Annotated in this window: 16 protein-coding genes; 9 read left to right on the top strand and 7 right to left on the bottom strand. The window is 36.3% G+C overall.

Features of this window, described 5'->3' with window-relative positions:
- Positions 1–2: 2 nt before the first annotated feature.
- Both O4O04_RS16190 and O4O04_RS16185 read right to left on the bottom strand, forming a co-directional pair.
- Positions 3–356 (bottom strand): PilZ domain-containing protein, encoded by a 354-nt coding sequence (locus tag O4O04_RS16190; RefSeq protein WP_272532824.1) that lies wholly within the window; start codon positions 354–356, stop codon positions 3–5.
- Between the two features lie 60 nt (positions 357–416).
- Positions 417–1,874, bottom strand: a complete 1,458-nt coding sequence (locus tag O4O04_RS16185) for an MBOAT family O-acyltransferase (protein WP_272532823.1) — start codon at positions 1,872–1,874, stop codon at positions 417–419.
- A 112-nt stretch (positions 1,875–1,986) separates the two neighbouring features.
- Here O4O04_RS16185 and O4O04_RS16180 point away from each other — a divergent pair, with 112 nt between their 5' ends.
- The 4 genes from O4O04_RS16180 (at position 1,987) to O4O04_RS16165 (ending at position 6,501) form a co-directional block, all read left to right on the top strand.
- The gene (locus tag O4O04_RS16180) at positions 1,987–2,586 is read left to right on the top strand and encodes a DUF3332 family protein (protein WP_272532822.1); all 600 of its coding nucleotides are present in this window, start codon (positions 1,987–1,989) and stop codon (positions 2,584–2,586) included.
- A gap of 114 nt (positions 2,587–2,700) precedes the next feature.
- Positions 2,701–3,423 carry a hypothetical protein gene (locus O4O04_RS16175; protein ID WP_272532821.1) on the top strand — a complete coding sequence of 241 codons (723 nt, stop codon included), beginning with the start codon at positions 2,701–2,703 and terminating at the stop codon, positions 3,421–3,423.
- Positions 3,424–3,701: 278 nt separating this feature from the next.
- A complete protein-coding gene (locus O4O04_RS16170) occupies positions 3,702–4,220 on the top strand; it encodes a hypothetical protein (RefSeq protein WP_272532820.1) in 519 nt (172 codons plus the stop codon).
- 301 nt (positions 4,221–4,521) lie between these two features.
- Positions 4,522–6,501 carry a response regulator gene (locus tag O4O04_RS16165; protein WP_272532819.1) on the top strand — a complete coding sequence of 660 codons (1,980 nt, stop codon included), beginning with the start codon at positions 4,522–4,524 and terminating at the stop codon, positions 6,499–6,501.
- A gap of 7 nt (positions 6,502–6,508) precedes the next feature.
- Here O4O04_RS16165 and O4O04_RS16160 read toward each other — a convergent pair whose 3' ends face one another.
- From O4O04_RS16160 to O4O04_RS16150, 3 genes are read right to left on the bottom strand one after another with little or no spacing between them, the layout of a single operon-like run.
- Positions 6,509–9,256 (bottom strand): UPF0182 family membrane protein, encoded by a 2,748-nt coding sequence (locus tag O4O04_RS16160; protein WP_272532818.1) that lies wholly within the window; start codon positions 9,254–9,256, stop codon positions 6,509–6,511.
- Positions 9,253–10,131, bottom strand: a complete 879-nt coding sequence (locus O4O04_RS16155) for a cation diffusion facilitator family transporter (protein ID WP_272532817.1) — start codon at positions 10,129–10,131, stop codon at positions 9,253–9,255. Before O4O04_RS16155 ends, O4O04_RS16160 begins: the two co-directional genes overlap by 4 nt.
- A gap of 13 nt (positions 10,132–10,144) precedes the next feature.
- Positions 10,145–11,869 (bottom strand): caspase family protein, encoded by a 1,725-nt coding sequence (locus O4O04_RS16150; RefSeq protein ID WP_272532816.1) that lies wholly within the window; start codon positions 11,867–11,869, stop codon positions 10,145–10,147.
- 67 nt (positions 11,870–11,936) lie between these two features.
- Between O4O04_RS16150 and O4O04_RS16145 the strand changes: the two genes are divergently transcribed.
- On the top strand, positions 11,937–13,535 hold the full coding sequence (locus tag O4O04_RS16145; protein WP_272532815.1) for a helicase HerA-like domain-containing protein: 1,599 nt from the start codon (positions 11,937–11,939) through the stop codon (positions 13,533–13,535).
- Between the two features lie 6 nt (positions 13,536–13,541).
- Entirely contained in the window at positions 13,542–15,365 is a 1,824-nt protein-coding gene (locus O4O04_RS16140; protein ID WP_272532814.1) for a RecQ family ATP-dependent DNA helicase, read from the top strand.
- A gap of 45 nt (positions 15,366–15,410) precedes the next feature.
- On the opposite strand, the gene O4O04_RS16135 is transcribed toward O4O04_RS16140, so the two are convergent.
- On the bottom strand, positions 15,411–16,202 hold the full coding sequence (locus O4O04_RS16135) for an Lp29 family lipoprotein (RefSeq protein ID WP_272532813.1): 792 nt from the start codon (positions 16,200–16,202) through the stop codon (positions 15,411–15,413).
- A gap of 259 nt (positions 16,203–16,461) precedes the next feature.
- Between O4O04_RS16135 and O4O04_RS16130 the strand changes: the two genes are divergently transcribed.
- Genes O4O04_RS16130 through O4O04_RS16120 form a run of 3 tightly spaced genes read left to right on the top strand, consistent with a single transcriptional unit; the run spans position 16,462 to position 21,763 of the window.
- On the top strand, positions 16,462–18,546 hold the full coding sequence (locus O4O04_RS16130; protein WP_272532812.1) for a sensor domain-containing protein: 2,085 nt from the start codon (positions 16,462–16,464) through the stop codon (positions 18,544–18,546).
- Positions 18,547–18,590: 44 nt separating this feature from the next.
- Positions 18,591–21,140: a phenylalanine--tRNA ligase subunit beta gene (gene pheT / locus O4O04_RS16125; RefSeq protein WP_272532811.1), complete on the top strand. Its 2,550-nt coding sequence runs from the start codon at positions 18,591–18,593 to the stop codon at positions 21,138–21,140.
- A 59-nt stretch (positions 21,141–21,199) separates the two neighbouring features.
- Positions 21,200–21,763, top strand: coding sequence for a gamma carbonic anhydrase family protein (locus O4O04_RS16120; protein ID WP_272532810.1), 564 nt, complete (start codon positions 21,200–21,202; stop codon positions 21,761–21,763).
- Between the two features lie 118 nt (positions 21,764–21,881).
- Here O4O04_RS16120 and O4O04_RS16115 read toward each other — a convergent pair whose 3' ends face one another.
- Positions 21,882–22,883 carry a patatin-like phospholipase family protein gene (locus tag O4O04_RS16115; RefSeq protein ID WP_272532809.1) on the bottom strand — a complete coding sequence of 334 codons (1,002 nt, stop codon included), beginning with the start codon at positions 22,881–22,883 and terminating at the stop codon, positions 21,882–21,884.
- Positions 22,884–22,912 lie beyond the last annotated feature (29 nt).

The following is a 22,912-nucleotide window of genomic DNA, read 5'->3' as shown; positions in this document are numbered from 1 at the left end:
TACTATTCTTGGTGTTCTATGCTTTTGATAAAGAGGGCATGCGTTAACACAATAGATTGATCAAATTCTATTCCAGAATAGACCTCGGTTTCAATATGGTTCGATTGAGATTCTTTGGACCAAACGATTTTGCCAGAAAAATCCAATGATTCACCATTCACTTTGTTAATTATGGCTCCCGTGATTGGTGTACCCACTTCATCATTCAGCGAATCGTCTCGCATCATTATACAGAGTCCTGTCTCGGAAATATTCCCAAGCATTCCTTCCAGAGTCAATTCGTCTAAGTCAATTCGGACTTTATAATCCTTGAATTGCTTGGTTGATATTCTTGTTCCTTTGCGATCTTCCTTCATGAGTTCTAAGTTGGTAACTCCTCCATAAGGGGAGTCCTAGAAAGTCGGGTCAAGGAAAAATTAAAATTGAAAGTATATAAAAGGAATTTCATTGTCAGGTGTAAATAATGAAAATAGGATCACTCCAATCGGATAGAGAGCAAATTCTAACTTTGGCGGGATTTTAAAAATTTTCCCTTTTTCAAAAATCAAATATCCAAGCCAATGTCCAATGATCATAGCTGCGATAGCTGGGATTCCCGTTTTTAACATATATGGTCTAAGTATCCCTTCCGAATATTGGAACATTTTTCCTAAAATAATTATTTCCTTTTCCAGCGACTCTGCCCGAAAACAAGAAGCTGTTGTGAGCGTGATAAACATTGTGAAGAACAATCGAAAAACATTCATATAGGGTCTGTATGCTGAATAGTCAAAGTGGATAAATCGTTCGCGGAAATTTTTCAAGAATATTTCAACTAATAATAGTCCACCTTGAATGGATCCCCAAATTACAAATGTCCAGTTCGCGCCATGCCACACGCCTCCTACGAACATAGTGAACCATAAATTAAATCGATGCCTGATAACTCCCGCTTTGGATCCACCCATACTTATATAAACGTAATCTCTTAGCCAACTAGATAAGGTTAGGTGCCATCTCCTCCAATACTCTGTAATACTCAAGGAAATGAAAGGCATTCTAAAATTTTCAGGTAAGTGGAAACCTAAGAGTAATGCAACCGAATATGCCATATCTGAATATCCACTAAAATCACAATAAATTTGAACCGCAAAAAGTATCGTGGCAAGCCAGATCGCTCCCGTACTATAGGCTTCGGGATTTGCATAAATTAAATCAACAATTGGAGATACATTATCTGACAGAATAACTTTCTTGAAATATCCCATCAAAAAATATCGAATTGCTTTTCGAAATGGAATATCATTTACAGACTTTTCTACTTCTAGCTGAGGTAAAAAAGTTTTTGCCATGACGATCGGACCTGCTACAAGCTGTGGAAAGAATGAAACGAACAAAGCAAATTTTACGAAACTTCTTTCAGCTGGGATCACTCCTCTATAAATATCAATCGTATAGCTTAATGATTGGAATGTATAAAAAGAAACTCCGACTGGAAGAATGATATCCAATATAGGCAGAGATGTTGGGAATCCTAAATAACTCTGCATCATTATATTCAATGATTCTGCTAGAAAATTGTAGTATTTGAAAAAGCCTAGAATGAAAACCAAGTTTACTATTACGCTGACCCAAAGTGCGATTTTTCTTTGAATCAATCTGGACGAATTGAATATTACAGATCCAGCGTAAAAATCAATCCACGTAGAGATTAGAATTAATCCGCCAAATCTCCAATCCCAGCTCATATAAAAAAAATAGCTAACGATTAGTAAAAAAAGGTGAGTACCTTTCAGAAGTGAAGTTGGATTTCGATAAATTAATGGTAAAATATACCAATAAAAGAAGAATACAAATGCAAAAAAAAGAAAAAACTCAAAATTAGAAAAAAGCATAATTCTCCATTGCGAATACTGTCAAATTGAAGGAAAAAAGAATAGTTGCAAGGAATTTCCAATTTCTGGTAATCTATCTAAAATCACAACTCTTAACAAGGAGTAAGCCTTAATGCTTATTACAACAAAATTCAAAAAAGCCGTCACTGTGCTCTGCATTGCCTTAGCCAGTGTATTTTCTTTCGCTAATTGTTTTGGAAGTTTTGGTATCGTGAAAACGGTATACAACGCTCACAAAGGATTGAAGATCGGGAGCGGTATGCTCGCAAAATTCATTCAGACCATTTTGATGTACTTTCCGTTCAGTATCCTTTATGCAATTGGATTTCTTGCTGATGTGATTCTTTTCAATTTGGTAGAATTTTGGACCAATTCCAATCCTGTAGCTATGAGCGAATTTGATATGGATGGTAAATTGGTAAGAAATTATCAACAAGGTTCTGATTCTGTCACACTTACTTATTCCGAATTCGGAAAGAAGATGAATATTTCCATTTCATCTGCTGAGAAAACCGAAGAATTCGTTGTTCTAAAAGAAAAGGAAGGTGTTCTTTTTAAAGAAGTAGATGGCAAATTGGTAGAGATTGATGTGAACGAAAAACAAATTGGTTCAAACACAATTCTCAAAATGGTTGAGAACGGTAAACTGATCTCAACAAAAGTTATAAAAACTGAAGATTTGAAAGCGATATCTGATAAATATTCAATCTAAATCATAGTTTTTAGCAGTAATATGCGGAGAATAGCAATTTCTCCGCATTTCCCTAGTTCTCAAGCCGACCATATTAATGTATCCTCTTTAAAAATTCCTAAGTCAGGTGGCAAAATGCAAAGCGTACAATCAGTTCTAAAAAGAAATAATTTATTTCCAATAATTATACTTTTCCCATTTCTATTTCTTGTTTGCAAAACTATTCCAGATTTTAAACAAAAGCCGGGTATAGATTTGAGTAAGATCTTTTTTACTTCGGCTTTAGGACAAGATATTCAAATATCCAAAACAGCGAAGAATGAATTTTTCATTGCGGTGGATCTTGATTATATGAAATCAGGATTGGATATTCCAATTGAAATGAGCAAAGGTGTGATTCGAAAAGCATTTATCATAGTTCGTAACAGTGATGGAGTAGAAATCGGTCGACAATTATTAGCCATCGAAAATCTTGTTACTGAAACTAGAGTTTTGCAAGAAAATGACAAAAAGGAAAATTCTAAAGTTCAAACTGTTTTATCCAGTCAGAGAGCATCTAGTCAGTCTTTATTAATAAATCCAATTCCAAATCTAGGATCCCACCTTGTTGTTAATTTAGAATTTAATTATTTAGAGCCTTGTGATCCTGTATATTGTGAAAACAATAAGAATATGATACAAAGAGAATGGTTTTTTATATCGAGATCATCCTATTTTAAAGTTTCCAAGATTGATGGATTGTTAGAAAAAAAAGTGATAGAAGACGAGTCCAAGATCAAAGAAGCACCAATCTTAAAAAAGGAAGAAAAAAAGGAAAGAAATTATCCCCAACAGAGGGTAATTAAGCCGATTGGATAAAAATTGAATTCTCTTTCAATATTTTTATTACCAAATAATCAACAATTCAATGAAATTAGATGAATTTATAAAATTTAGCTATTACATTGAATTGTTGGAACCTTCCGATTCAATGATTTACATGAATACAAATATAAAAATACTATAAGATTATCTGTTTATTTTCTTAATTTTATTCCAATTGAGTTGATACCGGATTCTAGTCATTTAAGAAATTTTTTTCTTGAACTATGAGCAAGTTTAAATAAGGTACAAATATAACATGATAAGGAAGGAATATGGCATTATCAAGAAAAGTTGCAAAAGAACTTTGCACATCAGTTGAATTATCATTATATGATGACAGTACACCGAAAGGGATAATTAAGCTATCTTCAAAAGATATTGAATCAAAAATTAAGATAGCGAAGAATTATAGGGACAAGTATTCTGCGCTCTATAAGACTCAAGCGAAAGTTGCTAAATCAAAACAAGGCAATAGAGAAGCAGAACTTACTTCCTATAGAACTTCTAAGAAAGAAAAAATCTTCCAAGATTGCTTAGAACGTTTTGAAAGAGGTTTGGCTAAGGCAAAAATTGATGAAGCAAGATTGAAGAGAAGGGAAGAAAGAGCCAGAGAAAAGGCTAACCGAGTTCCTGGAAAAAAAGGAAGAAAACCCGGTAGTAAAAATAAAAAAGGAACAAAAGCAAGCAGAGCTTTAGCTAAATTGAATCCTAAAAAAAAGGGTAAACCATCTTCAAAAGGTAAACCGTCTAAAAAAAGCAAAGCGTCTGGTAAAGGTCGTCCGAAAAAATAGATTAGGTTTAGAGAATACTTCAATCCTCAATTAGGATTTGTAGAAAGGCGACTGAAAGAAATTTCATTCGCCTTTTTTTATAATCATAAATTAAAATCGTTTTTCCATAAATAGTTCTCAAAAATTCAGATTAACTTAAATGTATATTCATCATACATCAATCATGCTATTGAAACTGTTCTGGTAATAATATATACATTATATATCAATTCGCTGGTAAGTCTTAAGATATTTTTTATATTCTAAGATTCTGATTGCCTAATTAGACCCGTTAGATTATTTTTTGAGTTATAAGATTCAAATGAATAATAGTGAACCTTTATCCCAATTAGTTCTTAATTCTTTACCTACAGGAATTATGCTTTTGCGTTCCGTAAGGAATGAATTCAACTTTATAACAGATTTTCAATGGTCATTGATCAACCCTTCTGCAGAAAAAATTATGCATTGCAGAAGCGAGAATATCATTAACAAGAGTTTTAATGAAACATATACTTCTCAAAGAAGTGATGAACTTTTTAAAGATCTTATCCAAGTTGTAAATACTGGAGATTCTGTCAGAAAAGAAAATCTATACGATTTCCAAGGAATAGATTTGGGAGTCCCTGCGATTATAACAAAATTCGAAGACGGTATCCTTTTCAATTTAATGATCAATACTCAAGTATCTATCCTTTCAAGAAATGAAGATAGTATTGCTGTTAGCGAATATTTGGATTATGAAAGAATCTTTGATGAAACACAAGAAGCTATAGCTTTGATTGGTGTTGTTTCCAATGATTCATTTACCTTGCTTCGAGACAATCTGAGCCATCGCAGGAAAACGGGCATAGATCCAAATACGTTCTTCAATAAATCCATCGAATCTATTTTTGATTCAGATATAGCGACAGACTTAATTCAAAAATACAAAAGATGTCTGAAGGAAGGAGCACTTACCTTTCAAGAGAAGAGAAGTCATAAGGGCATGCAGAGAATATGGCAGACCACCTTGACTACAATAGATGACTCTAGGGGATATCGATTCATCTTATCATGCTCTACGGATATCACTGATAAAAAGAGAATCGAAGAAGAGCTAAGTCGTTATCGAAATGATCTTGAAGATAGCAGTCTTCGGCTCAAAAATGCTTTGAGTCGAACCGCGGATGCAAGTCGAGCCAAAGGTGAATTTCTTTCCAATATGAGTCATGAGATCCGAACTCCACTGAATGGGGTGATCGGAATGAGTGATCTACTAAACGATACAGAATTGGATGCCGAACAAAAGCAGTATGTAGAAGTCATACGTTCATCTAGTAAAATGTTGCTTCGTATAATAAACGATATCTTGGATTTTTCTAATATGGAAACGGGTAGAATTCAATTAGAAAAACAACTTTTTAATTTAGAGAATGTAATTGAATCTTGCATGAATATTTTTAGAAGTAAAGCATCTGACAAAAATATCAATTTGAAATTCTCATTAGAAGAAGATGTTCCTATTAACTTACTCGGCGATCCAGGTAGATTGGTGCAAATTTTTGTTAATCTTATTGGTAATGCTATCAAATTTACAGAAAGCGGACAGATTGAACTAGTTGTTACCAAGGTTTCTGAAAGTAGAGAAGCCAATATAAAATTGCATTTTCTTGTTAGGGATACAGGAATTGGAGTTCCCGAATCCAAAGCTCATCTATTGTTCAAACCTTTTAGTCAGATTGATGGTTCCTTTACCAGAAGATATGAAGGGACTGGGTTAGGATTGAGCATTTGTGATCGATTGGTTCGGATGATGAATGGTATTATTGGTTACAATTCCAATCCACGTGGAGGATCGGAATTCTGGTTCACTGCAATGTTTCAGGTATCTGAATTGGATTATGTTCAACCTATAAAGATTCTTTCGCCAATTATAAAATCCAATATGCCTAAGCTCAAAATTTTGATCGTTGAAGATAATGTAGTCAATCAGAAAGTTGCAAGATCCATATTAAGAAAAATAGGATATGATGCAGATCTAAGTTCCAATGGACAAGATGCAATTGACAAATTAAAAAATGAATATTACAATTTGATTCTGATGGATATTCAAATGCCGGTTTTAGATGGAATTGAAGCAACTAAGCGTATTAGATTGTATGAAAATTCTAATCAAATATCACCATCTGTAATCATTGCTATGACTGCTCAAGCAATGGAAGGCGATAAAAATCTTTGCCTCCAAGTAGGGATGAATGACTATATTTCGAAACCCATCGAAAAATCAGATATAGAAAAAATGATCCTTCGATGGACATAATGAAATTTTATTTATTACTTGCTGTGATCGCCCTATTCAATTCCTGAATTACTTGCTTGAGCTCTTCTTGGTACTCGCCATAACTTTTCCAATCTCCTGATTTTATAGCTGTTTCGGATTTACGTAAGACTTCATCTGCAAGTATACCAAGTTTTCTAATTTTCTCATTAGAGGATTCTAATGTTGTTGAGGTAGAAGGTGTTGACGATTGCGAGGTTGAATCCAGTCTTATTCCTCGAAAAATGGTTCTTAATCCAGCTTCTATCGTGTTCTCCATCACTATATCATTTTTGTATGCAAGAATGACTCGCTTAAGTTCTGGCATTTGCCCGGTCTTTGCTCTTAGATATAAAGGCTCAACATATAAGAGTGAATTCTCAATAGGTATAACCAATAGATTTCCTCGAATTACTTCTGAACCCTGCTGGCTCCAGAGTGTGATCTGTTCGGAAATAATGGGATTCTGATCGATTCGAGATTCGATCTGCATGGGACCGTATATCAATTCTTGTTTCGGAAATTTATAGACTCGAGTTTTTCCATACTTTTCTTTATCATTGCCAGTTGCCATCCATGCAACCATATTGCTTTTGTTAACTGGTGTAAATGGGAGTATAAGAAGGAATTCTTCCTTTTTCTCTTCAGGAAGTTTCATGATCATATAATATGGATCAACTGGCTTTTCGATGCCTGCAACTTTTTCAGTTGGAAATCTCCACATATCTTCACGATTATAAAAAACTGTTGGTTCAATCATATGATACGCTAGATACATCTGTGCTTGAACTTTGAAAAGATCGACAGGATAGCGAAAATGATTTCGTATACTTTCGGGAACTGAATCTATATCTGTGAATAAATCGGGAAATATTGCATTGTAAGTTTCTATCACCGGTTCATTTGGTTCAACATTTACAAATTGCACTTTCCCATTATAGGCATCGATAACTACTTTTATTGGGTTTCGAATATAATTAAAACCGCTTCGGTCAAATGGTTCCGAATAGGGAAAATTTGTCTCTAAGACATATGCATCGATGATCCAATAGATTCTACCGTCAGCGATTACAGGATAAGGGTCTCGGTCGTATCGAAGAAAAGGGGCGATTTTTTTGACACGTTCGAGAATATTGCGATGATAGTGAACTCTCGATTCATCATTGAAATAATTGGATATTTGGATTCTAAAATTTTGAAAAGCCAATGCATAGATCATTCTTTTGATGAATGAATTCATTAGAATTCCGCCATCACCTTGGTAGACACTATCTTGGTTTTTGTCACCAATTGGATAATCGAACTCTTTGCTCTCGGTATTAGTAAAAATATAATCCCGAGTAAGCTCACCATAATAGATCTCAGGTCTTGTGATCTCCATTCCTGAAAGTTGATTGGGGGGGATGTCCTTAATAAATAGATCAGGTAATCCCTCTTCTGTTACTTGGTTTACGGGCGATGCAACTAGACCATAACCATGCGTGTAACGCAATCTCTGATTGACCCAAGTTTGTGCTCGCTCTGGAACTTGCCTATATTCAAATTCTCGAATGGACATCATCATTTGTCTATATTCGCCATCTACAATATAGCGATCTACATCCACATCATTGAATCTATAGTAGAGACGAATCTCTTGAAGTTGTCGGTAAGTGCTAAGTAAAGGTTCCCAGTCCCATAGCCGAATATTATGAATTGTTGATAGATTCGCATTGATCTTATTGTTGTCGAGCTCAGCTGTTCCGCCGTATTCTCGGACATCAATCTCGTTTAGATCATAAGCAAGTCTTGTGTATTCGATGTTGTTTTTTATATAAGGAGTTTCTTTGACCAATTCATTTGGCTCAACAATAAACTTTTGAAATACTCCTGGTATAATTCCTTGAGTAAGAAGTGAGGTTGCAAGAAATACAGCGGCAATCAATGCAAGAAGCTTTGCTCCCTTGAGGAAAAAAGAATAAATGACAAATCCACCAAGAGCAATTGTGAATATACTCATAAACCAGTAGCTATAAAGCCTTGTATGTAAGTCTGTAAATCCAGCTCCGTAAACAACTCCCGTTGAGGACCACAATAGTGAATAACGATCCAAATAAAATTCAAAGGCTATAAGGAAAGTGAGAGCTGCGAGTAGAAAGGATATTTGTATTTTAATTGGTCCATGAAATAATCCACGAAGATGGGATGAGAAAGCATTGAGTCCCATTCGAAGAAAATAGAAACTAAGACAAGTGATTAAGCAGAGAACTACAAGTCCTTCAAGCCATCCAAGAATTGAGTTCCAGAACGGATAACTAAAAAAATAAAAACCAATATCTTGGGAAAAAACTGGGTCAACGACTCCGAAAGATTTCTGATTGATGTATCGAAGAATCAATTCCCAATTATCTTTTGCGAAGCTTGCGGAAATATAACCTAAGAAGGCACTGGAAGCAAATGCAATCCATTTTAGGATTTTATGAGTAAGGTAAACAATTCCAGATAGATTGCCTGCTTCAGAACCAGGCAAGCGAAAATATGCTGTTGGAACAAATCTTGTTAGGCGAAGAGTCAAAGTGAAATTGAGATAGAGGATACTTGTGAACGCTACAAAAACGCCTATCCAAATGAAGATCTGGTATTTCAATCGAAGTTCAAAAACGGATAAAAGACCAAGCGAATCAAACCATAAATAATCTGTGATTAAATCTAAGAAATTGTAAAAAAGATAAATCGCAGTAAAAATTGCGAATATTATAATGAGTCTAAATGATTTCATGAATTCTCCCAAGGTTCAACATGTATATGTGCACTAATGATCTCCGGATGAGTTAATTGCAATTTATCTTTGAAATTATGAGCAATGGTATGACCTTCTTGAACAGTAATTTTTGCATCAACTCGAATCTGAATGTCTATATTATAACTCATACCTGCTTTACGAATCCAGCACTTTTCTGTATTGATGATGCCATCTATACTATGCGCGATCTTTCGAATATTTTCCGCAAGCTCATGGTGAGTGTCCTCGTCCATAACCTCGCCCAGAGCAGGACGAAAAATAAGAAAAGCGTTATAAAGAATAAATCCACCTGCAAACAAAGCAGCTATATCATCTGCGACTTCGTATCCTTCACCCATAATTATAGAAAAAGATATTCCGATAAAAGCGGCTAATGAGGTGATTGCATCTGATCGACTATGCCATGCGTCTGCCTCAAGAGATGAGCTTTTTGTAATTTTGCTTCGTTTATGGATGAATCGATAGAATCCTTCCTTGATGACAATGACTCCAAGAAGAACATACAAAGTGTACGGCTCAGGAGTTGGCCCTGGATTCGAAATATTTTCAATTCCTTCAACAATGATAAGAACTGCAGATGCTATAAGAAATCCTACTATTAGGAATGTAACGAGTGGTTCTGCTTTACCATGTCCATAAGGATGATTGTCATCAGGAGGTTTGCTTGCGTATCGAATTCCGACAAGAACTGCGATGCTTGTGAATACATCGGTTGTTGATTCAATTGCATCAGCAATTAGAGCGAATGAATTCCCAAAGTAGCCAGTTATCCCCTTAGCAAGCGCTAAGAGGATATTGGAAAAAATAGTAATGATTGCTGTTTTTGCAGCAAGTTTGGAGTTATCGTTCAAATACTATTCTATTCTAGTATTTTGTTTTGGTGCTTTTCAATTTCACATTCAAAATGATATCCACTTTTGTTACTTCACCTGGCTTAACAACGATCATAGAATTTTCTAGTTTCATCTCTTCAGCGAAGCTTGCGCGAATTTCATAAGTTCCTGGCTTAAGATTTGTAAACCAAAATTTACCATCTTTATCTGTTGATACCTTTTGTACGCCTCTTGTGGATACAATGGTCGGCATATAAATTGGCTGACTTGAAACGGGATTATCCAATGTCTTGTAGAACACTCTTCCTTCGATTGCTCCGTAACCAGTTATAGAAGATGTTACATCTACAATGTTATCTTGATTGGGTAGAACACCAACCGCTGTCTCAAATTGCGGATATTCATCTGCTTCCACTTTCACTTGATGAATTCCAGTCGCTATATTTTTGACACGAATATGGTAAACTTCTCCAGGAACCAATTTACCGTTCAATGTGCTCGCGCCCCAAATTGGTGATTTAACAGCCATTACTTGGGAAGGATATTCTTCTCCATCAATGGTTACTTTAATATTTCGAAGACTGGATTCCTTAGACCCGTCCTTATTCTTGGAATTTGAAGGGAGTCCTTGTCTTTTCAAGAGATCATAAGGATTCTGACCTTTGTTAGACGATAGTTCTTTTGCTCGAACAATCGTAGTCTTAATCAAAATGTCCCCTTTATTTTTTACAGGAGGAGCTGGGGGCTCAACAGGTGTTACCACTGTAGGTGGCGTAACAGGAGTCGCTACCGGTGGAATAGTTGCAATTGGCGCTGGAGGCGAAACCGGTGGTGGGAGAGGCTGGGCAATGTTAGTTGGTGGCTTGACGGGCGTTGCTGGAACGACAGGTGCAGGTTGTCCAGACAAGAATACTCCAGATGCATTTCCAGAAATCTGTGGGTTCTGGTCATGATTGAATCTCTTCGCCATCTTTGTAGTTTCTTGCTTCGAAACAAAGAAAGCTTCCAAGGCAGTTACGACTTTATCACCATTGAGGTCTGCCGACTCAAGAGCTCGACCAAAGTTATATGTGAAAACTCCGTGATTGATTGAACCACCCACTTCAATGGAAGTTTCATTATCATCTGATGAAGAGATGACTGCTTTATTTTGGAAATAGTAATCTTCTGCATTTTGTTTTACTATACCATCCGAACCTTCAGGAATAGGAATTGCTGCGGCTCCTCTAGTACTCAAACCTTTCTTTGCAATACCACCTGAGTAACAACAGTCTAGGACAAATAAAGTTTTCGGAGATTTGATTTTTTCTAAATAGTTATTCAATTCGTCATCAGAGATATGCGGCCGATCATAGCAGATCAAAAGATTTCTCAATCCATTGGGAGCTTTCGCATCTCGCTGAGTTGTACCATGCCCAGAAAAATATAAGAATACAGTGTCATCCTTTTTTACTTTGTTTGCTAAGGCTTGAAACTCTTTTTGAACATTTTCCTTAGTGACTTGCCTACCTAAAAGAACTCGGATCTCTTTGAATTTGCCCACTTTGTCAATTTGTTTCTTCAAATATTCAGCGTCTCGTTCGCAAAGATCCAATTCTGGAATTTTGCCAGTATTGCCTTTATAATTCGTACCAATTATGAGTCCGTATCTCTCTTGTGAGAATAGCCAACTAGGGCTGAGAAAAAGAATTAGGGTGATGATTAGAATCTGTTTCAATTTATTTCTCCAAATAGTGAAGGTACTCGAATTAGACATTCGAATCAAGGCTTTTTTACTAAAAAGTCTCCTTGACAATTGAGATTGTACAGGAGCGAATCATTTCATGTCAGACAGAAAATCATCATTTATCAAATCCATTGAAGCAGGCTATGAAGCAAAAGGAGAAACAATTCTACTTGGAACGGGAATTTTCGAAGGCAATCCAATTCCCAAATGCTTTGTCCAAGCTCCCCTTAAAACTTTTAATCGACACGGATTGATTGCGGGTGCAACAGGAACTGGTAAAACAAAAACACTTCAAATTATAACCGAGCGATTGTCACATGCTGGAGTATCTTGTCTTGTTATGGACATGAAAGGAGATTTGAGTGGTATAGCGAAACCTGGCGAAGACAACGAGAAAATTGCCGACCGTCACAAAAAAATTGGAGTACCTTTTGTATCCAAAGCAACTCCTGTTGAATTCTTGAGTCTATCCGGTGAGCCTGGAGCAAAACTTCGAGCGACAGTTTCGGAATTCGGACCAATCCTTTTTTCCAAAATTCTTGATTTGAATGAGACGCAAGCCGGCGTGATGACTGTTCTTTTCAAATACTGTGATGATAATAATTGGCCTCTACTGGATCTCAAAGATATTAAGAAAGTTTTGCAGTATTCCACTGAAGAAGGAAAAGAAGAAATCGAATCTTTGTATGGCAAAATTTCAACGGCTTCTACATCAACGATCCTCAGAAAAATTGTCGAACTTGAACACCAAGGAGCAGATAGTTTTTTTGGAGAGCCTTCCTTTGATGTTAATGATTTAGTTCGAACCGATTCCAATGGGTCAGGAATTGTTTCTATTCTTCGTCTAACGGACATTCAAGATAAGCCAAAACTATTTTCAACTTTTATGCTATGCCTACTTGCAGAAATTTATTCTATATTCCCAGAAGTTGGCGACTTGCCGAAACCCAAGCTAGTTGTATTTATTGATGAAGCGCATTTGATTTTTAATGAATCCTCCAAAGCGCTATTGAATCAACTCGAGACAATCATTAAGCTGGTAAGATCAAAAGGTATCGGAGTATTCTTCTGTACACAAAGTCCAGGAGATGTGCCAGATTCAATCTTAGGACAATTGGGAATGAAAGTGCAACATTCATTGCGTGCGTTCACTGCTAAAGATCGAAAAGAGATCAAACTCACGGCACAAAATTATCCAATATCAGAATATTATGATACAGAAGAAGCTCTTACCAATCTTGGAATGGGTGAAGCTCTGATTACAGTTCTAAATGAGAAGGGCAGTCCTACTCCGCTTGCGATGACCTTGCTTGTCGCACCACAGTCCAGGATGGATATTCTTAATCCTCAAGAATTGAATTCTTTGGTATCGGTATCAAAAATTGCTGATAAATACAATGTAACAATTGATAATCAAAGTGCCCATGAAATTCTATCTGCAAAAATTGAAGCTTTAAAAGAAGAACAAGAAGAGCTTCAACAGAAAGAGTCCGGAACCAAGAACCAGAATAAAACGAACTCAACCACAGGAACAAGGGGTCGAACTTCCACGAAAGAAGAGAAGTCTACTTTTGAAAAGGTGACCGAATCTGCTGCAGGTAAAATTGTTATTCGAGAAGTAACTAGAGGTCTTCTAGGAGTTCTCGGATTGAAGGCAACGAATTCTCGTAGCAAGAAAAAGGGATTATTCTTTTGATTCTGAATGCTTGAACATACTCTTCAAAAATATTTTGGTTTTGATAATTTCCGTCCTGGTCAAAAAGATTCGATTGAGGCTCTATTAGAGGGTAAGGATGTCTTTACATTGCTTCCGACCGGAGCTGGTAAATCATTAATCTATCAATTTGTCTCAATCATGAAAGAAAAAGGGATAACAGTTGTTATCTCTCCATTGATTGCGCTCATGAAAGATCAGACAGATTCATTACGGGCAAAAGGAATATCCGCAGAGACTTGCAACTCAAGTCAAGACGAGCTGACTCAGATGAAAACTCTTAGCCTTGCTGTCCAAGGTAAAATCCGTTTGCTTTTTGTATCACCAGAGCGAGCTCTATCTGAGAGTTTTTTACGAATATTTTATAAAATGGATGTGAATTTTCTAGTAGTCGATGAGGCACATTGTGTTTCGCAATGGGGGCATGATTTTCGACCTGAATATAGAATGCTTGCGAAACTCCGGGAATCTCATCCTAAGTCCAATTTTCCCATAGCGGCATTGACAGCTACAGCCACACCGAAAGTCGGTGAAGACATCGTAAGGAGTCTTGGCATGAAGGCTGCTTTGAGAATTCAACAAAGTTTCTTTCGACCGAATCTTCGATTTCGTATTGAATATCCAGAACGAGCTTCAGATAAAGAAGAGATTCTCCTCAAATATTTGGAGCCTTGGAGATCGCGCAATCCGAAAGGAAGAGTCATCATTTACTGTGCGACAAGGGCGCAGGTGGACGATTTGTACAATAATCTAAATCTAAGAAAATTTTCCGTTGGTAAATACCATGCAGGTAGAACGGAAGGAATTCGCGAAAGGACGCATAACGCCTATGCTTCGGGGAAGGTAAAAATTTTGATAGCAACGAATGCATTCGGGATGGGTATCGATCATCCCGATGTGCGTATGGTGCTTCATTATCAAGTTCCAGCTTCTTTGGAATCTTATTATCAAGAAGCAGGACGTGCCGGTCGGGATGGTGACCGTTCAGAATGTATTCTATTCTATCATAATGCGGATCTCGCAATACAGAGTTTTATACTATCGAAGGAAGCGAATCGAAAAAAGGGAGATTCACTGCTAGGAACCATTCGTGAATTCGGTAAATCAGAAGATTGCAGGCAAGTTTTCTTATGTAAATACTTTGGTGAAGACGTGAAGCCGTGTGGAATATGCGATAATTGTGAAAAGAATCATCTAGGTAGAAATGCATATCTCGAAAGAGAAGAAAAAAAAGAAACAGTTCGTCTCAAGAAAAGATCACATGTCTTCAGTGAAGAAGAAGAAAAAATAGTTCTGGATACAGTTCGTACTTTGGACGGAAAATACGGCAAGACATCAGTTGCCGCCATGCTCAAAGGAAGTCGTTCAAAGGACGTTCTTAGGAAAAAATTAGAACGCTATCCTCAATATGGAACTCTATCACATATTCCTGAGTCTTCGATCGTTCGTCTTCTCGAAGATGGTTTAGAAAAAAAACTTTTTGCACAGAAAGGTGATAAATATCCAAAGATTTATTTAGCTTCGAGTCCACCTACAAAAAGAATCAAAAGCCAACCATCCGAATCAGTCAATCGTTCAGTAACAACGAATACATTGATTCTTCGTCAATTGAAATCTTTTCGAGATGCGCAAGCAAGAAAATTGCGTTGGAAAAAGTTCATGGTATTGCAAAATCCCGTCTTAAAAAGAATTGCAGAAGATATGCCAAAGGATCTGGATGAATTAGCATCAATTAAAGGAATGGGTGATGCAAAGATAGATAAGTTTGGAGAACAGATTCTCCAAATTTTGAGTAAATTCCAAAAAGAGTAATAAAATACTTTTCTCTATCTCGACTTATTCGAGCTAGTTCATCAATTATTTTTTTGAAGCAAGAATAGCTGGTAGTTCGTTATAAAAATCTACTAGATCCGGCTCGTAAAGTTTCGGTTTAAAACTAGAAGATTCTTCATTTAGAGAACCTTCTTCTGAGTTTCCCCACCAAGCAGCGAGTAAATTGTAACGGTTTTTATAATTTCTCTCTGCTACCAAGTTTAAGTCTTTATCGTAAATTTTTATATCAGTATCGGCGGCCTTCGTAGTCCAGATTGGAGAAGTTCCTAGTGTAAATAAAAATAGATGTCCAGTTAGCAGAAGTCTTCCTAGATTTCCAATTTTACCATCTTCATCAAATGGCGGACCATGAATTCCTAAAATATAATAATCAACGTCACGATTCTTTAGATGAAATGTAGCTTTATCCCCTTCACCTTTGATTTCTACCAATTTTTCTATTTCTTGCGCTCCAGATCTTTTAACTTTCGTTAAATAGTCCAAAACAAAAGCCTTAACTTTGTCTGGCGGTACTCGAGTGTTAAGTCCGCGAGCTGGGTATTCATCTAATCGTTTCCCAATTTGTACAAGCTTAGTTGTTGGGTGATTATAATTTAACAATGCAGTTGTGGTTTTTGTTTGTCCGGAAACAGAAGTTGTGTATCGGAAAGGATAGAATCCAACAGTTGCAATTTTCTTATTAATAGTAATTGATTGATCAATCGGTGGTAATTCTCGGATGAAATGAATATTACATCCTGGAAGTAAGATACTTGCGAAAATTACTATAATAGCAATTGCAAATGTACGGTTTCGGTTTGAAATTATGTTAATCATAATCAAACAAGATAAGAAAAATTCACAAAAATTGTATAGATATTTTTGTGAATTCGTTACAATATTTTTGGAATTTAATAATTTATGTTCTATCTGGGATTTTTACAATTAATTGAATGCTAATTGCAAATCTTCGTTTCGGGAAAGCGATTAAATGATAAATAATCAATAATTTCTTGCTTAAATTCTATGTGGCAAAACTGTGGAATTAGCGAAAAAATAAAGGCTCGAAAACAGCTGTCAAGGAAGATGGCATTTTATGGATATTAGGAAGTTCAATATAGATTCTGTACTAAGTGATGCAATTAAGAATATCACTGAAAAAAGCGGTGATAATCAGAACTTCGTCATATTCGATTCAATCGGAACTATTTTATGGTCCGGAGACGATTTTAATCAGATTATTGACTACGAATCAAGCGAACTGACTTCCTATAACATAAATGAATTTGTTCACGATGAGGATATATCTAATACAAAAATTGCTTTCGAACATATAAATGCTAAGAATCTGATTACAAATTTTGAGAATCGGATTCGATCTAAGAATGGAAAATATTTATGGTTTTCCTGGGCGATCATTTCAACTCCCAATGAAAAAAAAGTCGTAGGTATTTATCAAAATATCACAATCCAAAAAGAAATTGAAAAAGAGTTTTTCCATCAACAAGTAAAATACAAAAACGTATTCGAGAATCTTCCCATGGGCATCGCGATTACAGATAGCTCGGGACATATATTAGAAACCAATGAAACGGCTAGACAGATATTCGAAATTCCTGCAGGAAAAAAATTAAAAAGATCTTTGAATCATAGAAGATGGCCTGTTGTATCACCTAACGGGTCAACAATATTACCTAGAAATTTTACATTATTACAAGCTTTGAAGAAAAAAGAAAGTCTTAAAGGATTGGAATTTGGACTTCAAAGAGAATCAGATACAGTTTGGTTAGAAGTAATGGCAACTCCAATTCCGATAGAAGGCTATGGACTTGCTGTCGGCTTTCGTGATATCTCGGAGAGAAAAAATGCCGAAGATCGGATATCTTATATGGCATATTATGATGAACTAACAGGACTTCCTAGAAAAAAATTCTTTATAGAAAAAGTAGAAGTAATGTTAGATGAAGCTCTTCGACATGACAATAAAGTTGGAGTTATTGCATTAGATATAGATAATTTCAAATATTTGAATGAGTCTTTTGGGCATAATTTCGGTGATTTATTTCTTAAAGCTGTTGCAGATATAATCAAGGGTTCCATACGCAATTTTGATCTAGTCTCTCGAGAAGGTGGCGATGAGTATATGATTGCTCTTCCTGATCTTGATAATGAAGCGGATGCAGCGATCGTTTGTGAGTCTATTCAATCAGCTCTAGCCAAACCAATTCAAATCGAAAAATATTCTGCATTTACAAGCGTTAGTATGGGAATCGCAATTTTTCCTCAAGATGGAACAGATCCTGAGTCTTTATTGAAAAATGCCGATAACGCGCTTCACCAAGTTAAAAAAGTAGGTAAAAATACCTACGGATATTTTACTCAATCCCTTCAGATACTTGTTAAAGAAAGATTGGAAATTGAAAACAATCTCAGGCTAGCGATCACTCTGAGACAGTTTGAACTGTATTATCAGCCAAAATTTCGAATAGTGGACGGATCTTATTGTGGAATGGAAGCTTTGATTCGATGGAGACACCCGGAAAGGGGAATGGTCTCACCGAATGATTTTATTCCGATCGCTGAGGAGACCGGACTTATCGTACCAATCGGCGAGTGGGTGATGGAGGAATCAATTCATCAATTCTCGGAAATAAAAAATTTAGTCAGCCGTGACTTTCAAGTTAGCTTAAATCTTTCAACCAAACAATTCAAGCATGAATCTCTACTTTCCAATCTAGAAAAATATATGAATATCAATCAGATTGCAGCAAGAAATTTGGAGATTGAAATTACAGAAAGTGCTTTGATGGAAAACGTTACCCAAGCAATTGAGATCTTAGATAAAGTTCGTGCATTAGGAATTTCTATTACAATTGATGATTTTGGAAGTGGTTATTCCTCGCTCGGTTATTTGAAAAAATTACCAGTTCAAACTGTAAAAATCGACAAAAGTTTTATTCAGGATTTGGAAACAAATGAAGATAGTAAAGCGATCGTTCGTGCGGTTACAAGTCTCGGTCACAATCTTGGATTGAAGGTGGTCGCAGAAGGAGCAGAAACTTCTGAACAATGCAGTCTGCTCAGCGATATGGATGTGGATATAATTCAGGGTTTCTATTATGCGAAGCCTATGCCTTTTGATGAAGTTATGAAGTTTCTAAAATCGCATAAATCCGATTGACTTAACAACTCACGCAACTTTCCATTACTCTGTGGGAGAATATTTTGAAATTATCACTTGATTGGATTAAGGAATTCGTGGATCTAGAAGATCTAAGTCTTGAAGAAATAATTGTTAAGATCAATGCATCAATTTGCGAAACAGAAGAGGCAGTCGAATTTCTCCCTCATCTCGAATCAATCGTTCCAGTTAGAATAGAAGAAATCGCAGATCATCCACAAGCAGACAAACTTCGTATATTGCAAGTTAGTGATTCTAAATCAAAGATTCAGATTGTTACAGCTGCAACTAATGTATCTTTAGGTGATGTTGTCCCTCTAGCTTTACCGGGTACCTTATTGGGTGATAAGAAAATCATCGCATCAGAGCTCCGTGGTGTTATGAGTTCTGGGATGTTGTGCTCAGCAAAAGAGTTAGGAATCAGCGATGATGATTCTGGTGTATTGATACTGAATTCGGGAACTAATGCGTCAGTTGATTCAAGCAGCAGTAAATCATCCGATATAGCTCAGAAAAACGCTTCGCAAAAATTTGAGCTTGGAAAATCCATTCGTGAACAACTTGGATTTCAAGACATTATAATAGACATAGATAATAAATCCATTACACATCGTCCGGATCTATGGAGTCATTTTGGTTTTGCAAGAGAGATTGCGGCTCAATATGGAAGACCTCTCAAGTTCAATCCATTGGCTTGGAATGGTGAGTTGGATAAGAGTGTATTGCAAGATGAGAATGATCGCATAGCTGTCAATAAATCTGATACAGCTCATGCATACTTTGCTGTTCCCATTGGCAAAGTTAAAATTCAGGCGTCCATTACCAAATTTAGATCTCGCCTGATTAAATGTGGAATCAAATCTATATCCAATGTGGTAGATGTATCCAACTATTTAATGTTAGAATGTGGTCAGCCAACTCATTTTTTCGATAGAGCTAAATTATCCGATCGGGCAATTGATGTAAGCTTCGCAAAAGAAAACGAAAAATTTCTCTTATTGGATGAATCAGAACCAGTTTTAACTCCCGATGTTTTATTGATAAGGTCTGGTGGCAATCCTGTAGCTATTGCAGGTGTCATGGGTGGAATGGAATCTGCAGTATTTGAGAGCACTGAAGGTTTAGTGCTAGAATCGGCGGTGTTTAAACGAGAAGATGTTAGGCGATCAATTAAGAAAACAGGAATCCGATCAGACGCAGCGGTAAGATATGAAAAGGGTCTTGATAGTTTTACTTGTCTGCCGGTTATCAATCGAGCTATTCAACTATTGCGAGAGAATGGCAATCCAGATCTAGTAGTCGGAATTCCGCAAGGATTCAATAACACAGAAGAGAAGAAAGTTATCATCAACACAGATATTGGTTTCTTAAGAAGAAAACTAGGTAAAGACATTGAAACTAATGCTGTTCTTGATATTTTACATCGACTAGGATTCGAAGTTGAAATTTTAAAGGATGAGAAGATCTCTGTTGTTGTTCCAAGATACAGACATAATTATGATGTTACTTTACCAGAAGATTTGGTGGAAGAAATTGGACGAACCATTGGTTATGCGAATATTGCAACTGTTCCTCTTGCTCTCAATCTTGAGACACCGATCCCCAATCCAATTCGCGATCTAGAAAAAAGATTAAAAACAATTTTTGCATTAAATTTAGCATTTCATGAAGTCTTCAATTATAGTTTTGCTTCATTGGAAGATGCAAATTTCGAAATAGATAATCAGACACACGGAGAGTCGGCAAATCAAGCCTACGAAAATAAGCATATTGTAATGCTAGCGAATGAGATGCCAGCCGAACAATCTGTACTTAGGACATCGATCTACCCGTCCATTTTAAAGTCAGCTGTGTTCAATCAAGATCGCTTCGAAAGTTTTGGGCTGTTTGAGATTGGAAGAACATATGACAATAGCAATCGAGATAAAGACGGCTTGCCTAAGGAAGATCGCTGGCTTGCTTTTCTTTCGATGGGTAGCATAAGAACTTCTGGTTCAAGCACCAAATCTGAAGATGAGAGACTGAATCTCCAAGAACAATTTATTACACTAAGATCACATTTGGAGAATCTGTTAATCGGAATCGGTGTAAGAAATTATTCATGGATTGAAAAATCTAAAGTTTATTTTCATCCTCATGCTTCTTTGATGTTGATCGTTGATGGGGTTGAGATTGGAGAGATGGGAATCTTACACAATCGAATAGCGGATATTAAATATTTAAGAAAGCGTCCAGTTATGGGAAGACTGGATATCAGTGCTTTAGCGAAGGGTATATCCGATTCTTCAAAGATCAATTTTTTTGTCGCGCCATCACTTTTTCCGCAAGGTCAATTAGATATTTCCATTGTGATTGATCAATCATTTGCAACTGAAACCTATGCCGAACTTGTAAAAAACTCAAAAATTCCTGAATTAGACGAAGTATGGGTGCATGATGAATTCCGAGGTGGTAATTTAGAAGTGGGCAAAAGATCCGTGACTTACCGATTTGCCTTGACCCCTAAAGATAAAACATTTACCCAAGAAAGACTTAAAGAGATATCAGATCAACTTTTACAAATTGCAAAAGACAATCAATTTGTAATACGTTAATTATATGATACAATAAATTGGATGGCTAATTCGAGTGATAGTTTAAAGGTATAAGTTCTATGCAAATTCCAAAATTAACCGAACCTTATGTACACAATCAAGCAACGATTATAGGTGATGTGAGTCTGGGTGATTCAGTTTCCATCTGGCCGGGAGCTGTTATTCGTGCCGATATGAATAGAATCAATATTGGAAGTTATGTGAATATTCAAGACAACTCAACTCTACATACTGATTCTAGATCCGGAATAGATATCGGAGAGTGGACGTTAGTTGGTCACAATGCAATGATTCATGGTTGCAAAATAGGGAAGGGAGTTTTGATCGGAATTGGTTGTGTAATTCTAGATTCAGCAGAGATTGGCGACGGAGCACAAATTACAGCTGGATGTATCATTCGAGGTGGCAAGAAAATTCCACCAAGATCTCTGGTCGTCTCAAATGGTGGTGAATTGAAGATCTATCCAAATAAAGCAAAACCTCAGATGACAATAGCTGGAAGCATTGAATATATTTTTCTTGCGGATAGAATGAAGAGAGGCGAGTTTGGTCCGTTCTCGGAAGAAGAAGAGAAACAATTTATTGAGAAAGCCAACCAAATCATTGCTGAATTAAAAATCTAGCACTCAAAGTTTTTAGAATCGTATTGAATCTACAACCTATGATGAGTGAATAGTTTTTCACTGCTTTATTTCAATCATCGACTAATGCTATGATACGAAACAATTATATAATTTATTTTTACTTTGTTTTTATTTTTTTGTATGATACCGATTGCTTTTGTCTGGTAACTTTTTTCTGATTCGCTAATTTTTTCTTTGGATCTGATGGTAGATTTTTTGATTTTGTAGATTTCGATGATGCAAGAATCTTTTCGGCATATTCTAATCCATAGGCTTTTCCAATTTCAACAGATTCTTCGAGTAATCTCTGTTTGGTTGTTACAAGACCTAAAGGAAGCGGCTCTCTTGGTGCAATTGTTAGAATTTTGACACCTTCTGGTGGCTTTTTCGATATTAACCGACTTTGGTTGAAATAAAAATGATGAAATTTCTTCATCATCCTAGAAATTTTACGATCTAGAGGAAAGGAAAGAAATCTAGTAAAACCAGCAAGAGGCGTTGATTGCATTAGTACAGGAGAATTCATTACAACTGTGATATCTTTGTAGCCTGATTCAATCAGATGATTGAGTGGAAGAGGATTTACAATAGCTGCATCGCAATAAAGAGAACCATCAACTAGGTGCTTGCCTTTGGTTGCGATTGGCAATGCCGTTGCAGCCTTGAGTAAGCTAAATATATTATTTTCGTTGGCACGAATATAATCGATTCTTCTTTTTCTCAGATTGTAAACTGCAACTCTAAATTCAGGTAGCCCTTGTTTCTCAAAATTTTCTTTTGATAACGGATACTTATCGCGGAACAATTGATCTACCAGAAAATTTTGATCAAGAAGTGTTCGTCCACGCAGTGGATTTAGAATCCAGATCAATCTGCGTCCTGCAAGTTCGCTTCTCCATATTTCCAGAAGTTCTTCCCCTCGTATTGGATCAGGTTTAGGAGTTGTAGCATAGTAAGCTGCGCTGCAAGCACCCGATGAGACAGCTACGATGAGGTCAAAATACTGAGCAGGCAATAGATTATTCATCGATGTGAGAACTCCGCCAGCGAAGGCGCCCTTCATTCCACCACCTTCAACTAACAGAACTCGACTGTTTGGTTTCGCTGTAGGAAGATTCATAATCTAAGATCTACTTTAAAATTTTTACT

Origin of the sequence: Leptospira sp. GIMC2001, assembly GCF_028462125.1 — a bacterium.
Taxonomy (GTDB): Bacteria; Spirochaetota; Leptospiria; order Leptospirales; family Leptospiraceae.
This window is presented reverse-complemented; position numbering and strand designations above follow the sequence as displayed.

Bases quoted from the DNA above. Each gene is read 5' to 3' on its own strand.
- O4O04_RS16190 (WP_272532824.1), bottom strand. From the start codon at position 356: ATGAAGGAAGATCGCAAAGGAACAAGAATATCAACCAAGCAATTCAAG.
- O4O04_RS16135 (WP_272532813.1), bottom strand. From the start codon at position 16,202: ATGATTAACATAATTTCAAACCGAAACCGTACATTTGCAATTGCTATT.
- O4O04_RS16150 (WP_272532816.1), bottom strand. From the start codon at position 11,869: ATGTCTAATTCGAGTACCTTCACTATTTGGAGAAATAAATTGAAACAG.
- O4O04_RS16160 (WP_272532818.1), bottom strand. From the start codon at position 9,256: ATGAAATCATTTAGACTCATTATAATATTCGCAATTTTTACTGCGATT.
- O4O04_RS16115 (WP_272532809.1), bottom strand. From the start codon at position 22,883: ATGAATCTTCCTACAGCGAAACCAAACAGTCGAGTTCTGTTAGTTGAA.
- O4O04_RS16170 (WP_272532820.1), top strand. From the start codon at position 3,702: ATGGCATTATCAAGAAAAGTTGCAAAAGAACTTTGCACATCAGTTGAA.
- O4O04_RS16165 (WP_272532819.1), top strand. From the start codon at position 4,522: ATGAATAATAGTGAACCTTTATCCCAATTAGTTCTTAATTCTTTACCT.
- O4O04_RS16120 (WP_272532810.1), top strand. From the start codon at position 21,200: ATGCAAATTCCAAAATTAACCGAACCTTATGTACACAATCAAGCAACG.
- O4O04_RS16185 (WP_272532823.1), bottom strand. From the start codon at position 1,874: ATGCTTTTTTCTAATTTTGAGTTTTTTCTTTTTTTTGCATTTGTATTC.
- O4O04_RS16140 (WP_272532814.1), top strand. From the start codon at position 13,542: ATGCTTGAACATACTCTTCAAAAATATTTTGGTTTTGATAATTTCCGT.
- O4O04_RS16145 (WP_272532815.1), top strand. From the start codon at position 11,937: ATGTCAGACAGAAAATCATCATTTATCAAATCCATTGAAGCAGGCTAT.
- O4O04_RS16180 (WP_272532822.1), top strand. From the start codon at position 1,987: ATGCTTATTACAACAAAATTCAAAAAAGCCGTCACTGTGCTCTGCATT.
- O4O04_RS16130 (WP_272532812.1), top strand. From the start codon at position 16,462: ATGGATATTAGGAAGTTCAATATAGATTCTGTACTAAGTGATGCAATT.
- O4O04_RS16175 (WP_272532821.1), top strand. From the start codon at position 2,701: ATGCAAAGCGTACAATCAGTTCTAAAAAGAAATAATTTATTTCCAATA.